The organism is Streptomyces geranii, assembly GCF_002954775.1.
GTDB lineage: Bacteria > Actinomycetota > Actinomycetes > Streptomycetales > Streptomycetaceae > Streptomyces > Streptomyces geranii.
Window position 1 is genome coordinate 122,140 of the sequence record NZ_PJME01000018.1, and the last position, 13,799, is coordinate 135,938.

Genomic DNA, 13,799 nt, shown 5'->3' on the forward strand with positions numbered 1-13,799 from the left:
TGGCAGGCCGGGCTGTGCCGGGGAGCGGCGTTCAGGGGTGTGCCAGAGCCCCCAGGCGCACGCCGCGCCCCGGTGCCCCCCTCTTGCCGAGGGAGGCCCGACCACAGTCCCCGACCACGCAGTCAATGACTCGTGTCAGCCACCCGGGCGGAGCAGCGAGCCGACAGCTCCCGCGATCGAGCCGACCGCCCCCAGCACCGACGCGACGACCGGCTGGACCGCGTCCAGCGGCTGCGGCGGCTGGGGCGGCTGGGGCGCCGTGGCCGGGGCGGGCCCGGGCGCGGGCTCGTCGCAGCAGTCGTCGACGACGACGTAGCGCGTCTCGAACTGCCCGTCGGACGTGTCCTCGGGCGAGGAGGTCGGGGACGGCGTGGGAGAGGGAGTGGGCACGGAGGACCCACCGGATCCCGAACCGCCCTCACCGGCACCGGAGTTCGGCCCCGGCTGCCCCTTCTCGCTCTGCCCGGGCTCGCCGGACTGGCCGGACCCGCCGGGCTGGGTGCCCTTCGCGTCCGGGTCGCCCTTGCCGGTGGTGGAGTCGTCGGAGGTGACCGGTTCGGAGGCGAGCGTCCAGGTCTCCCCCACCGCCCCGGACCGCGTCCTGACGACGACGTCCGCGCCGGCCCGGAGCGAGACGGGCGCGACGACCAGTTCCTCGCGCCAGCGGGGCAGGAGTTCGCCCTGGACGGTGAGGTCGTAGCGGACCTCGTCGGCGCCCGCCGCGCCGGCCGCGACACAGGCGGAGAGGGCGACGTCCCCGTCGGCGGCGTGCGAGTCGAGGCACAGGCCGGGGTTGGCGAGGCTGCGCAGGAGGCCGTCGTACTCGTAGGCCCACTGCTGGGTGACGGCGGACGTGCACCCGGCGAGCCGGGTGTCCGCGCCGGCCACGGCCCGGCCGCCCTGGATGTCCAGGCACAGGCCGGTGGCGAGGTTGCGCAGTCTGCCGCGTTCGGCCGTGCCGGGGTAGGCGGCGGCCGAGGCGGCGGGGGTGTCGGGGGACGGCGGCCGGGAGTCCCGGCTCTGGCCGTCGGCCTCCGGTGTGGCGGTGTCCGGGTCGGCCGAGTAGCCGCTCGCCGTGCCCCAGGTGGCCGTCGGCATGGTGCTCGGGTCGGACCAGCCACGGGCGGTGACCACGGTCGCGAGCAGCGCGAAGGACATGGCGCCGACCCCGACGGCGACGGCCCGCGTGCGCCGCTTCGGCAGGCCGAACCGCTCTTCGGACAGCGGGAGATGGGCCATCAGGCGGTGCCGGCCACCGCTGCCGGGACGGCCGCCGCGACCGGTCGGCTTGCGGGGGAAGGCGCCCGGACCGCCGCGCCCCGGGCGGGATTCGAGATAGCGCCGGGCTCCCCAGCCGAGCATCGACTCGGCCAGCAGCGTGCCGAGTTCGCCCTCGAAGTGGCTGAGTTGCTCGGCGGCGTACCGGCAGTGACGGCACGTCAGCAGATGCTGCTCGACATCGGGCAGCAGGGCGCCGCCACGGCGGATCGGGACGTCGAGGAGACGGTTGTGGAAGCGGCATTCCTTGCTCGGCGCGAGTTCGCGATGCGCGTGCACAAGGGCGGTACGGAATTGCTCGCGCGCCTGCTCCAGCGCCGCCGAAGCGCTGGCGGCGTCCACGCCCAACAGACCGGCCGGTACGGAAATGGGCTCGGCCTCGACCTCGGTGTGCCAGAGGAGGCACTGGGCGGCTCTCGGCAGGACGCGGAATGAGCCCTCGGTCAGTTGCCGCTTTTCCGATGTGCGGGCCCTCGCCGCGCGTAGACCGCGCGCTCCGGTGGGTTTGCGGAGTTCCGGAAGCAGCACCGAAATTCCGTCCTCGGCGGACCACTCACGGACCGTTTCCCTTACTGCCACGAGGAGTTGGGGCCGCAGGGCCTGACTCGACTCGTTGCGCTCAAGCCGCCCGAGCACCCGGTGAAAGGCGGACGTGGCCGCCATGGCGGCGAGGTCCCCCTCGGCCGCGAGACAGATGGCCGCGTAGTCGTACGTCGACTGCCAGTGCCGTGTCAGCAGCAGCGCGACGGCGTACGCGCTCTCGCCCTCCACCCGGCCGCGCAGTTGCGCGGCGAGGTTCATGTCGGATTCCCCCGGACCGGTGCCAGGACGTGGGGGGTAGGGCGGGCGCGGTGGGTGAGGGGATTGCACAGAACCAATTCCTTCCAAGCCGCAGGACGGCGCGAGCGAATTGCACATCCACCGGAAAGCAGGTGCCTGATTGGTGCGTACCTACGACTCGTCACCTGTGGGACTTCGGGTCGACCGGCACGGAATCCCGAGCGGGGGAAAAGGGGGTCTGACCTCTTGCCCCCGCGCGAGTTGGCCCACACTCGCACACACGTCTCACAGTAAACAAGCAGTTCGGATGACCAAAGTTCAAAACGAAGAGAATTCAGATGTGTTACCAGCGGTATCCGCACCGACATTCGAAATCCAGCCCCGACGGAAGCCAAGTTGTGTGCATGAGCACCCGAATGGCACACACAATCTTCAACTTCCGGTCCGGGAGGGGGTGTACGACACGCCACCGGACCCGGGACCGACCCACGGGACGGCACAGACAGGCCATCGAGGACAACTTCGACAAAGCCGCGAAACCGGAACAGGCGCCGCCCGCGAAGGGCGACGCCGTACGCCTGGGCTCCGAATTCGCGCCCTGGCTCAAGGAGTTGACCACTGGACTGAGGAGCGGCGAGGAGTCGCCCACCGGCGGAGGTGCGCGGGCGGGGTGGCAGCCCACGGTTCCGGGTGCCGGGCAGGGCGCCGGGCGGCAGCGCCCTCGTCACGCCGGCGACAGGCCCTGACTCACAGCCGGAACATCACAGAACCGGACGCCGCGCGGTACTCCACCCGACCAAGCCCGCCCCGAGCCTCCTCGCCCCGTCCCCGCCCCCGCCCCCCTGATCAGCCGTCCCGTCGGAGACTCGCCCTCAACTGTTGGGGCGGAGGGTCCAGATGACGGTCATTTCGCCGGTCACGGCGCCGTCCTCACGCTGGATGGCGACCCGCACCGGGAACTCGGGGCGCTTGCCCTCGTCGAGTTCGGCGACGACCTCGGCGGCGGGGCGGCCGAGGGTCGCGGTGGCCCGTACGGGGCCGAGGGCGATCTTCTTGAAGGCGATCTCCGCGGTGACGGGCAGCGGTACCGCACGGGAGAGCTGGTCACCGAAGGCCGCCAGCACCACCGCACCGCTGGCCGACTCACCGAGCGTGAACATCGCCCCGGCGTGCGGTCCGCCGACGTGGTTGCGGTACTCGTCCTGGTCCGGCAGAGCCAGGACGGCCTTCTCCGGAGTGGTCTCCAGGTACTCGAGGTTCAGCGTACGAACCATCGGCACCGTGGCGGTGAGAAGTTCGCCTATCGACATCTGGTCTGCGCTCATGACCGCATGTTACTCGCGAGTAGCCCGTTCTGGCCAGAAACCCGCCCCCGGCCCCCGTTATCGTTACCGGCCATGTGGCCAGAACAGCAGCCGCCCGGGGGCGAGCAGAACCCGCAGGACCCGCAGAGCCCGCAGCACGCGCAGGTCCCGCCGCACAATCCGTATCAGCAGCCGGGCTATCAGCAGCCGAACCCGTACCAGCAACCCGGATACCAGCAGACCGGGAATCCGCAGGCCGGGTACCCGCACACCGGGCATCCCCAGCCCGCCCATCCCCAGCCCGGGTATCCCGCGCCCAACCCCTATGCCCAGCCCCCGCAGCAGCAGCCGGGCTGGGGCACCCCCGCCCCGATGGGCACCCCGCAGCCCCCGTCCGGCGGAGACGGCGGCGGCGACAACCGGACGAAGATCACCGCGATCGTCGCGGCGATCGCGGTCGTGCTCACGGCCGGGGTGACCGGATTCCTGGTCCTGGGCGGCGACAAGGAGGACCAGGCGGGCTCCGGCGACAAGGGCGGCCAGTCCGCACCCGCCTCGGCGGCCACCGACACCGGCGATTCCGCCGCCCCGTCCACCTCCACCTCCGCCTCCGCTTCCTCCTCCGCCTCGGACGACAACCCGAGGAACTCCGAGGCCGAGCAGCCGACCGTCGCCGGCTGGAAGGTCGTCGTGAATCCCAAGTGGGGCACGGCCTTCGACGTACCGGCGGACTGGGAGGTGAAGTCGCCCGGCACCCTGATCGGCTTCGAGGAGACCGACGCCAAGGCCGACGCCAAGCCGATCATCACCATGTCGGCGCCCGCGTTCTACAAGTCGAAGTGGTGCGTGTCGGACGACGACAAGGACGGCCGTACGTCGGACACCGCGCTCGCGGCGGTGGGCACCAAGGGCGCGAGCGGCGCGAAGAACGCCGACGAGGTGGCCGTCAACCAGGTCCCCTGGTGGGTCTACGGCGGCTACACGCAGCCGGACAAGAAGAGCCTGGTCTTCGACGAGAAGGCGACGCCCTACACGACGAAGTCCGGTGTCGTGGGCGCCCTCGCCCGCGCCCACTCGGAGAACACGCCCGCCAAGGGCAAGTGCGCCAGCGAGGGCAAGGCCATCACCTTCGGCTTCAAGAACTCGGCCGGCGACTACGTGGCGTGGAGCCTGTACGGCGCCTCGGGCGTCACCGGCGAGGTCCCCGAAAAGACGATCATGCAGATCCTGAGCACGGTACGCCTGCACGGGGACCCCACCGGGGCGTGAGCGGCGGGAGTGCCAGGTCCTGTCGTCGCATTCCCGTCGGCGCCCGAAGGGTGGCTCCGCGGCGTCGTGGGGCCCCGGTCGAGCGCCGTCGAGAGTGGGGAGCGTGCGCTCGGCGTGCCGGGCCGTGACCCGCGTGCTCTCCCGGCGGACGACGGGACCTTACGGACACGACCTGGGGCGGGGCCGGTTCCGGTGACCGGCCGAAACCGGGAGGTCGCGGGCGCCGCAGGTCGTCGTCGGTCGGAAAACGGATTGGCAAGTCGTCGGCGGCCCGCGATAGTCGCCCGGTGACCTCCGCCGACTCCCGCACCTCCCCCGGCTCCCCGGGCTCCCCCGCCGGACGCCCGCGGCGCCGCCCCTCATGGGCGAGCCGCAACTACGTCCTGCTGACCGTCTCGGCGGGCGTGACGAACCTCGGCAGCAACGGCAGCCTGGTCGCCGCCGCGTTCGCCGTGCTGGAGGCGGGCGGCGACGCCGGTGACGTGGGTCTGGTGGCGGCGGCCCGGACCCTGCCCCTGGTGCTGTTCCTGCTGATCGGCGGCGCGGTCGCGGACCGGCTCCCCCGGCACCATGTGATGGTCGCCGCCAACGCTCTCAACTGCCTCTCGCAGGCGGCGTTCGCGGTGCTCGTCCTGGCCGGCGACCCCCAACTCTGGCAGATGATGGCCCTCACCGCCCTCGGCGGCACCGCGCACGCGTTCTTCAGCCCGGCGGCCGAGGGCATGCTGCTGTCCTCGGTGGAGGGCGAGCAGGCCGCCCGTGCCTTCGCGGTGTTCCGGATGTCGATGCAGAGCGCGGCGATGGGCGGCGCTGCCCTCGGCGGCGCGATGGTCGCCGTACTCGGTCCGGGCTGGGTCCTCGCGGTGGACGCGGCGGCCTTCGCGGTCGCGGGTGCCCTGCGCTCCTTCCTCGACGTGAGTCACATCCCGGCGCGCGAACCGGGCGGCGGCATGCTCGCCGATCTGCGGGAGGGCTGGCGGGAGTTCGCCGGACGTCCGTGGCTGTGGGCGATCGTCGTCCAGTTCGCCGTCGCCAACGCGCTGATCGGTGCCGCCCAGTCGGTCTACGGCCCGCTCGTGGCCCGCGACAGCCTCGGCGGGGCGGGGCCCTGGGGGCTGGCGCTGGCCGTGTTCGGCGCGGGCACGGTCGCAGGCGCCGTACTGATGATGCGCTGGAAACCACGCCGTCTGCTCTTCGCCGGAACCCTCTGCGTGTTCCCCCTCGCCCTGCCGGCCGCCGCGCTCGCCGTACCGGTACCGGTGGCCGTGCTGTGCCTGGTCATGTTCGTGACCGGCCTGGCGGAGGAGGTGTTCGGCGTGAACTGGATGACCGCCCTGCATCAGGAGATCCCCGAGGACAAGCTCTCCCGGGTCGCCGCGTACGACTGGTTCGGCTCGGTGGCGATGCTCCCCCTCGCCATGGCCCTGGCGGGCCCGGCGGAAACCGCCTTCGGCCGTACGGCGTCCCTGTGGGGCTGCGCGGCCCTGATCACCCTGGTGACGGCGGCGGCCCTGTGCGTACCGGACGTACGGAACCTCACCCGCCGTACGAAGCAGGTGACCCGGGAGCAAGCTCAAGAGACCTTGGCACAGGGCGAGTTGAAGAGCACGGGCAGCTGATCCCCACACCCCGTCCCCTGTCTCTCGCACCTCACCCGATACCGAACGCCCCCTGCGGCGGCTCGGGCGACGGCACCGCGTCCTCGTCCCTGACGGGTGCGGCTCCCCCGATGAAGTCCCGTAGCGCGGGCCCGTGTTCGAGGCGGGCGGGGAAGGCGTCGGCGGCGACGCGCCGGGACAGCGCGGCCGGGTCCAGAGGCCGGTGCGCGGCGACGAGGACCGCGTTCCCGAACCGCCGCCCCCGCAGCACACCCGGTTCGGCGATCAGCGCCAGCTCCTCGAACACCTCGGAGAACGTGGCGAGTTGGGACCGCAGAAAGGCGAAGGGCGCGGAGTCGGCGAGGTTGGCGAGATAGACACCGTCGGCGCGCAGCACCCGCTCGGCCTGTTCGGCGTACCCGAGGGACGTCAGATGCGCCGGTACGCGCGAGCCGCCGAACACATCGGCGACGAGCACATCGGCGGAGTCGTCGGGGGCGGCTTCGAGCCAGGCCCGGGCATCGGCCGCGTGCAGGGCGACGCCCGAGCCCTCGGGCAGGGGCAGCTGCTCCTCGACCAGTTCCAGCAGCCCCCGGTCGGCCTCGACGACATCCTGCCGGGACCCGGGCCGCGTGACGGCGACGTACCGGGGCAGCGTGAGCGCACCCCCACCGAGGTGCAGCACGTCCAGCGCCAGCCCCGGCTCGGCGACGGTGTCCAGCACATGCCCGAGCCGCCGCGCGTACTCGAACTCCAGATGAGCCGGCTCATCCAGATCGACATACGACTGAGGAGCCCCGTCGACGGTGAGCAACCAGGCACGCTCCCGGTCGACATCGGGCATCAGCTTGGCAAACCCATGATCAACGGCACGGCCAACGGGAAGAGACTCGGTCACCTCCCAATTGTGCCTGGAGGCAGTCCCGGGAAGGGGCGCGGGGAACTGCGCGACCAGCCACAACCGGCCCGCAGTCCCCCACGCACCCAAGCCCCCTCACTCCACGGCGGTCACAGTCCCAGCCCCCACGGTCCGCCCACCCTCACGAATGGCGAACCCGAGCCCCGCCTCCAAGGGCACCTCCCGCCCCAGCTCGACGGTCACAGCGACCGTCTCCCCGGGCCGAGCCACCCCCACCGCACCGAGATCCACATCCCCCACGACATCCGCCGTACGGATGTAGAACTGCGGCCGATACCCGGTGGAGACGGGCGTGGAACGCCCGCCCTCCCTCGTCGACAGCACATACACCTGCGCCGAGAACCGCCGCCGAGGCACCACACTCCCCGGCGCCGCGACCACATGCCCTCGCCGCACCGCGTCGCGCGCCACCCCGCGCAGCAGCAGCGCGACGCTGTCCCCGGCCTGCGCCTCCTCCATGGGCTTGCCGAAGGTCTCCAGTCCGGTCACGACGCTCTCCAGCCCCGCGCCGAGCACCTCGACCCGGTCGCCCACCCGCACGGTGCCGCGCTCGACCGCGCCGGTGACCACGGTCCCGCGGCCGGTGATGGTGAGCACGTTCTCGACGGGCAGCAGGAAGGGCGCGTCCAGATATCGCTCGGGCATGGGCACGTACGTGTCCACGGCGTCGAGCAGCGCGTCGATCGACGCCGTCCAGCGCGGGTCCCCTTCGAGCGCCTTCAGCCCCGAGACCCGTACGACGGGTACCGTGTCGCCGCCGTACCCCTGCGAGGTGAGCAGGTCACGCACCTCCAGCTCGACCAGGTCGGTCAGTTCCTCGTCGCCCGCGTCGGCCTTGTTGAGGGCGACGACGATGTGGTCGACGCCCACCTGCCGGGCCAGCAGCACGTGCTCGGCGGTCTGCGGCATGATCCCGTCGAGCGCGGAAACGACGAGGATCGCCCCGTCGAGCTGCGCGGCGCCGGTGACCATGTTCTTGACGTAGTCGGCGTGGCCCGGCATGTCCACGTGAGCGTAGTGGCGGGTGTCGGTCTCGTACTCGACGTGCGCGATGTTGATGGTGATGCCGCGCGCGGCCTCCTCCGGAGCGCGGTCGATCCGGTCGAACGGGACGAACGTGCCGGAGCCGCGCTCGGCGAGCACCTTGGTGATGGCGGCGGTCAGGGTGGTCTTGCCGTGGTCGACGTGGCCCATCGTGCCGATGTTGAGATGCGGTTTCGTGCGGACGTATGCCGTCTTGGACATGGCGGTACCTCGAAGCCTTTTCCAGCGGTACTTCACTGATGGCCCCGGCGCGGAGAACGCGGCCGGGACGGGGACCCCGAGGAAGTTCGCCGACCCTCCCCCTGCGGGGTCCGCCGGACGATCCGGGAAGGGTCAGCTTCGGGCGCCGTCGACGGCTGCCGCGATGATCGGGACGGCAGCCTTCGGGGCATCCGCGACCGCGGATGCTGCGAGGAGGAAGGCGTACCGGAACATGAGGCCGATCATCGCCGACGCGTCACCGGACGTCGAATGGTTTTCCGCCGGTTCCTCCGCGGACCAGTGGCGCATGTCACCGGTGTGCCGTTTCCGCAGCGTGCGGGCGCACGTGTCACTCGACGCGCCGGGAGTTCCACTCACTGTTCCCCCGTTGAGACGAACCATACGGCGATCACACATGCTCCTCGGATAGCCTCGCCGAATGCTCGATGCCCACACCCGCTCTGGGGGCACCGCCACGGCCACTCCCCAGGCCACCGCCACGGAGCTTCCCCCGCTCACCGCTCCCGTGATCATCGTCGCCCCACCCGGCGGCCTAACCGCGCGCTGCACGAGAGCACTGCTCTCGCCATGGTCCCGGCTGTCGCTCCTCGTGGCGCTGCTCGCCGCCGCGGCGTCGTGCGTGCTCCTCTTCAAGCCACAGCACCTGCTCGCCGACGGCTGGCCGCCACAGGTCGGCGGTGCCGCCGCAGCGGTCGTCTTCGGAGCGGCGTACGGACTGTGCACCGTGGCGTTCGTGCCGCGCCCGCTGCTGAATCTCGCGGCGGGGGCGCTCTTCGGCTCCCAGGTGGGCCTCGCGACCGCCCTCGCGGGTACGGTCCTGGGGGCGGGGGCCGCCTTCGGCCTGGGCCGCGTCCTGGGCCAGGACGCGCTGCGCCCGCTGCTGCGCGCCCGCTGGCTCCGGGCGGCGGACGGCCAGCTCAGCCGGCACGGCTTCCGCTCGATGATGGCGGCGAGGCTGTTCCCCGGGGTGCCCTTCTGGGCCGCGAACTACTGCGCCGCCGTCTCCCGTATGGGCTGGCTGCCGTTCCTGCTCGCGACGGCCCTCGGCTCGATCCCGAACACGGCCGCGTACGTCGTCGCGGGCGCCCGTGCCTCGTCGCCGACCTCCCCCGCCTTCCTGATCGCGATGGCCTTCATCGCCGTACCGGCCGTGGCGGGCACCGTGGTGGCCTGGCGCAAGCGACATCACCTGCGCGCGGCCTGAGCCGGGCAAGGTCCCGGGCGTCCCTCCTTACGGGGCGCCCTGGTGGACGTCGTACACGTCCAGTCGCCCGCACATCCCGAACTTCCCGTGCGCCGAAGGCTGTTCGGCCCGTACGACGGCATCCGCGAGGTGGGACGCATCGCCCCGTTCGAGCCGGTCGAGCTGGTCGCCCGTCGCACCGGCCGCCGCCTCGGCACCGCGCCGCCAGCGTTCGCGCCAGTCCGCGAGCCTGGGCCGTACGAGAGCAGCCGCCGCCTCGTGGAAGGCGGCCAGCGCCTCCGGTCCCTCCGCGTCCCGCAGCGCCCGGTACCCCTCAAGGGCCAGATCGCGCCGGGCGCGGGCGACACGTTCCTGCTCGGCGACGGGCGCGTCAGCCGGGATCACGGTCGCGGCGGCGTACGTCTCCGGGTCGGCGAGGTACTTCGGCGGCAGCGTGAGCACCGCGTCGCCGGCCTCGGGCAGCCCGCTGTTCTGCATGAGGACGGTGATGCGCAGGTCGTCCTCGTTGACCAGCCGGTGGATGGTGCCCGGCGTGAACCAGGCGACCGTACCGGCGGCGAGCGGTGTCACCTCGTACCCGGAGGTGGTGAGCGTCTGCACCGCGCCGCGCCCGCCCGTGACGACGTACGCCTCCGAACAGGTCAGATGCATATGGGGAGTTCCGCCGCAGACACCGTCGGCGGCGGGCCAGTCGTAGACGGAGAGACGCGAGACGGCGACGCCACCCGGCAGCCCGGCGAAGGCGGTTGCGCCGGTTCCGTCCGCCCCCGGGCTCACCACGGGTGCTCCGCGAGGTACTTGGCGACGCCCTCGCGCTCCCACTCGCCGTCGGCGACGACGATCCGGTAGCGGCGGGTGAGGGTGTCGCCGGGCGCCAGCGCCAGTTCGTCGTAGAAGGCCCAGGAGGGCGCCATGGCGGCGAACGGCTCGTTGCGCACGAACCAGTGGGCGGGGTGGGCGCCTTCGGCACCCAGGTGGTCGTTCTCGGGCGCGTGTGCGAAGACGAGCGTGGCGTGGCCGTCGGCGCCGTCGAACTCGCCGGAGTACGCCAGCCACGGCGTCTGCGCGCCCATCAGCTCGGGTCCCTCGGCGTCGGGGCCGACGATCCGACCGTCCCGGAAGGCGCGCGGGCCGCGCCAGAACAGGCCGGTGTAGCCCGCCGCCTCGCGCCCGGCGGTGGTCGGGCTGCCGAAGAGCAGCGGCTCGGCACGCCGGTTGGTGATCGCGCTCGTCCAGGTCAGCGCCCAGGACCCGGCCGCCGGATCGACGTCGTGCACCTCGACCCGCCGCTCCTCCTCCGCCCACAGCTCCCCGCTGTACGGGTGCCAGGTGAGCCGCTCCGCGATGACGACCCGGCCGTCCGCCGAGGCGACCTCGTCGAAGCCGACGTGCGCCATCGAGCCGACGCGCTCGGGGAGGGCGAGGTAACCCTCGCCGTGCACATAGGAGTTGCCGCCCCAGAGGTTCGCCCCCGACAGGTGCGAGGCCGTCAGCTGGAGGCCCTTGTGCCAGCGGTGGTCGTTGGGCCGGTAGTCGGTGACAACGTTTCCGGCGAGCGTCCGGATCGGGTGCAGATACGGCTTCGGCGCCTCCCAGGCAGCCTCGGCGCCGTACACGTAGCTGAACAGCTCGACCCCGGTGACGGGTTCGGTCACGGTGATGCGGTCGCCGTGCGCGTGGACGATGCGCAGGCCGGTGGACGTGGTCACGCGGACGCCTCCTCGGTAGCTGATCCGGACACCTTGACGGATTCGGCGGGCGCCCAGCCGGACGCCCCGCCGTGCAGCGCCGCGTAATAGGGGTCGCCCGGTCCGATGTCGCCGGCCTTGACGGTCGTGTCGGTGAAGGCGGACTTGTACAGCGCGGTGATCAGCTCCAGGCTGGTCCGCCCGTCGGCGCCGCTGCTGCGCGGCCGTTCACCGGCGCGCATGCTCACGACGAGTTCGCGCAGCTGCGCGAGGTGCGAACTCGGCACGTCCGGGCCGAAGTCGCGCCAGGCGGCCACCTCCGCCGCCGGGACGTCCGGCGCCGGGGTGATGGTCCAGTCGGCGTTGGAGTGCCCGTAGAGATGGGTGAGTTCGACGGTGGCGCGCTCGCAGTCGATGCGGATACGGCTGACCTCGTCGGGGCTGAGCACACTGTTGACGACGGTGCCCAGCGCGCCGTTCGCGAACCGGACGAGCGCGGTGGAGACGTCCTCGGTCTCGACGTCGTGCACGAGCCGCCCGGCCATGCCGCGCACCTCGCTCCAGGGCCCGAGCAGGTCGAGAAGCAGGTCCATCTGGTGGATGCCGTGTCCCATGGCGGGACCGCCGCCCTCGGTCGCCCAACGCCCGCGCCAGGGCACGGCGTAGTAGGCGGTGTCGCGGTACCAGGTGGTCTGGCAGTGGACGACGAGCGGCCGGCCCAGAGCGCCCTCGGCGAGCAGCCGCCGTACATGGGTGGAGGCGGAGCCGAAGCGGTGCTGGAAGACGATCGAGGCGTACGGGCCGCCCCCGAGCCCCTCCTCCGCCTCGATGGCGTCGAAGTCGGCGAGCGTCGGCACCGGCGGCTTCTCGCACCACACCCAGGCCCCGGCGCGCAGCGCGGCCACCGTCTGCTCGCGGTGCAGGGTGGGCGGCGTACAGATGGTCACCAGGTCGGGCCGCTGCTCCCGGAGCATCTGGTCCAGGTCGGTGTAGCCGTGCGGGATCCCGCTCTCCGCGCAGAACGCCTTCACCGCGTCGGCGCTGATGTCGACCGCCGCGACGACCTCCGTCTCACCCTCGGCGGCGAGCTGCGCGAGCGCCGGGTGATGCGACCCGCGCCCGATGGCGCCCGCCCCGATGATCGCGGCGCGGATACGGCGGCCGGTGAGGGGCGGGAGCGGCGCGGGGGAACCGAGTGGGGGCGGTGTGGGGGCGGGGCTGCTTGCGGGTGGGGCCATGGGCGTGATCAGCACTCCATCGGACGTGACGTCTGACGCGGGCAGGCGCCTGACGACTCCGGACCCGCAGGGGGCAGCAAGCGCTTTCCCCAAGCTGGCAACGTATGTTCCGTTTAAGCGGTCGGTCAACACCACGGCAGGGGTGTCCACCGGGTGGATGAGGCGGGCGAGCGCCACGACGCACTCGGCCCTTTGCCACCCCTTGACCCCGCCCCCTGTGCTCGGCCTGTCACCGGGGGCCGCTAGGCTGCCCCCAACACACGTGATCTCCGCCGATCTTCACCTCTCACAAACGGCCTCGTGTGTCCGTCGGCCCTTCCACGATCAGCGCTTGGACCACGTAACTTCATGTCTTGGTTTGAATCCCTCATCCTCGGACTCGTCCAGGGGCTGACCGAATTCCTCCCCGTCTCCTCCAGCGCGCATCTGCGCCTGACGGCCGCTTTCTCCGGCTGGGAGGACCCGGGTGCCGCGTTCACCGCGATCACCCAGCTGGGCACGGAGGCGGCGGTGCTGATCTACTTCCGCAAGGACGTGGGGCGGATCCTTTCGGCATGGTTCCGCTCGCTCACCAACAAGGCGATGCGCAGCGACCACGACGCCCAGATGGGCTGGCTGGTGATCGTCGGCTCGATCCCGATCGGCGTCCTGGGGGTCACCCTGAAGGACCAGATCGAGGGCCCCTTCCGCGATCTCCGGATCACGGCGACGATGCTGATCGTGATGGGCATCGTCATCGGCGTCGCCGACCGCCTCGCGGCCCGCGACGAGACGGGCGGGAAGCACCGCGCGGCGAAGGAACGCAAGGGCCTGAAGGACCTGAACGTCCGGGACGGCCTCATCTACGGCCTCTGCCAGGCGATGGCACTGGTCCCCGGCGTCTCCCGCTCGGGCGCGACCATCAGCGGCGGCCTGTTCATGGGCTACACCCGCGAGGCGGCGGCCCGTTACTCCTTCCTGCTGGCCATGCCGGCGGTGCTCGCCTCGGGCGTGTTCGAACTGAAGGACGCGTCGGAGGGCGGCCATGTGTCCTGGGGACCGACGGCGTTCGCGACGGTGATCGCGTTCGCGGTGGGCTACGCGGTGATCGCATGGTTCATGAAGTTCATCTCGACGAAGTCGTTCATGCCGTTCGTGTACTACCGGATCGTCCTGGGCATCGTGATCATCGCCCTGGTGGCGACGGGCGCACTGAGCCCGCACGCGGCGGAGTCCTCGGGCTGAGCGGGGAAGTCCTCGGGCGGGCCGGGGAGTC

The 13,799-nt window shown here is 71.9% G+C and carries 13 protein-coding genes; 5 read left to right on the top strand and 8 right to left on the bottom strand.

Annotated features, from left to right (window positions below; all coding sequences use genetic code 11):
* Window positions 1–135 precede the first annotated feature (135 nt).
* Window positions 136–2,079, bottom strand: coding sequence for an RICIN domain-containing protein (locus CW359_RS23920; RefSeq protein WP_105972155.1), 1,944 nt, complete (start codon window positions 2,077–2,079; stop codon window positions 136–138).
* A gap of 395 nt (window positions 2,080–2,474) precedes the next feature.
* Between CW359_RS23920 and CW359_RS47400 the strand changes: the two genes are divergently transcribed.
* A complete protein-coding gene (locus CW359_RS47400) occupies window positions 2,475–2,804 on the top strand; it encodes a hypothetical protein (protein ID WP_157968624.1) in 330 nt (109 codons plus the stop codon).
* A 126-nt stretch (window positions 2,805–2,930) separates the two neighbouring features.
* Here CW359_RS47400 and CW359_RS23925 read toward each other — a convergent pair whose 3' ends face one another.
* Complete coding sequence (locus tag CW359_RS23925) at window positions 2,931–3,368, bottom strand: DUF4442 domain-containing protein (protein WP_105972156.1); 438 nt, start codon at window positions 3,366–3,368, stop codon at window positions 2,931–2,933.
* A gap of 87 nt (window positions 3,369–3,455) precedes the next feature.
* On the opposite strand from CW359_RS23925, the gene CW359_RS23935 reads away from it, so the two are divergent.
* Window positions 3,456–4,631: a DUF8017 domain-containing protein gene (locus CW359_RS23935; protein ID WP_157968625.1), complete on the top strand. Its 1,176-nt coding sequence runs from the start codon at window positions 3,456–3,458 to the stop codon at window positions 4,629–4,631.
* A 287-nt stretch (window positions 4,632–4,918) separates the two neighbouring features.
* Window positions 4,919–6,250 (top strand): MFS transporter, encoded by a 1,332-nt coding sequence (locus tag CW359_RS23940; RefSeq protein WP_105972159.1) that lies wholly within the window; start codon window positions 4,919–4,921, stop codon window positions 6,248–6,250.
* 31 nt (window positions 6,251–6,281) lie between these two features.
* Here the strand turns inward: CW359_RS23940 and CW359_RS23945 are convergent, their stop codons facing one another.
* The 3 genes from CW359_RS23945 to CW359_RS45405 all read right to left on the bottom strand — a co-directional run bounded on the left by CW359_RS23945 (window position 6,282) and on the right by CW359_RS45405 (window position 8,702).
* A complete protein-coding gene (locus CW359_RS23945) occupies window positions 6,282–7,127 on the bottom strand; it encodes a spermidine synthase (RefSeq protein ID WP_105972160.1) in 846 nt (281 codons plus the stop codon).
* Between the two features lie 96 nt (window positions 7,128–7,223).
* Complete coding sequence (gene tuf / locus CW359_RS23950) at window positions 7,224–8,393, bottom strand: elongation factor Tu (protein WP_105972161.1); 1,170 nt, start codon at window positions 8,391–8,393, stop codon at window positions 7,224–7,226.
* Between the two features lie 132 nt (window positions 8,394–8,525).
* Window positions 8,526–8,702, bottom strand: a complete 177-nt coding sequence (locus CW359_RS45405; RefSeq protein ID WP_157968626.1) for a hypothetical protein — start codon at window positions 8,700–8,702, stop codon at window positions 8,526–8,528.
* Between the two features lie 130 nt (window positions 8,703–8,832).
* Here CW359_RS45405 and CW359_RS23955 point away from each other — a divergent pair, with 130 nt between their 5' ends.
* Window positions 8,833–9,618: a TVP38/TMEM64 family protein gene (locus tag CW359_RS23955; RefSeq protein ID WP_105972162.1), complete on the top strand. Its 786-nt coding sequence runs from the start codon at window positions 8,833–8,835 to the stop codon at window positions 9,616–9,618.
* 27 nt (window positions 9,619–9,645) lie between these two features.
* Here CW359_RS23955 and CW359_RS23960 read toward each other — a convergent pair whose 3' ends face one another.
* From CW359_RS23960 to CW359_RS23970, 3 genes are read right to left on the bottom strand one after another with little or no spacing between them, the layout of a single operon-like run.
* Window positions 9,646–10,398 carry a cupin domain-containing protein gene (locus tag CW359_RS23960; protein WP_232838559.1) on the bottom strand — a complete coding sequence of 251 codons (753 nt, stop codon included), beginning with the start codon at window positions 10,396–10,398 and terminating at the stop codon, window positions 9,646–9,648.
* Window positions 10,392–11,327 carry a DUF6807 domain-containing protein gene (locus CW359_RS23965; RefSeq protein ID WP_105972163.1) on the bottom strand — a complete coding sequence of 312 codons (936 nt, stop codon included), beginning with the start codon at window positions 11,325–11,327 and terminating at the stop codon, window positions 10,392–10,394. The genes CW359_RS23960 and CW359_RS23965 overlap by 7 nt, the downstream gene beginning before the upstream one ends.
* On the bottom strand, window positions 11,324–12,544 hold the full coding sequence (locus CW359_RS23970; protein WP_198655356.1) for a Gfo/Idh/MocA family protein: 1,221 nt from the start codon (window positions 12,542–12,544) through the stop codon (window positions 11,324–11,326). Before CW359_RS23970 ends, CW359_RS23965 begins: the two co-directional genes overlap by 4 nt.
* Before the next feature lie 348 nt (window positions 12,545–12,892).
* On the opposite strand from CW359_RS23970, the gene CW359_RS23975 reads away from it, so the two are divergent.
* Window positions 12,893–13,768, top strand: a complete 876-nt coding sequence (locus tag CW359_RS23975) for an undecaprenyl-diphosphate phosphatase (protein ID WP_105972165.1) — start codon at window positions 12,893–12,895, stop codon at window positions 13,766–13,768.
* Window positions 13,769–13,799: the final 31 nt, after the last annotated feature.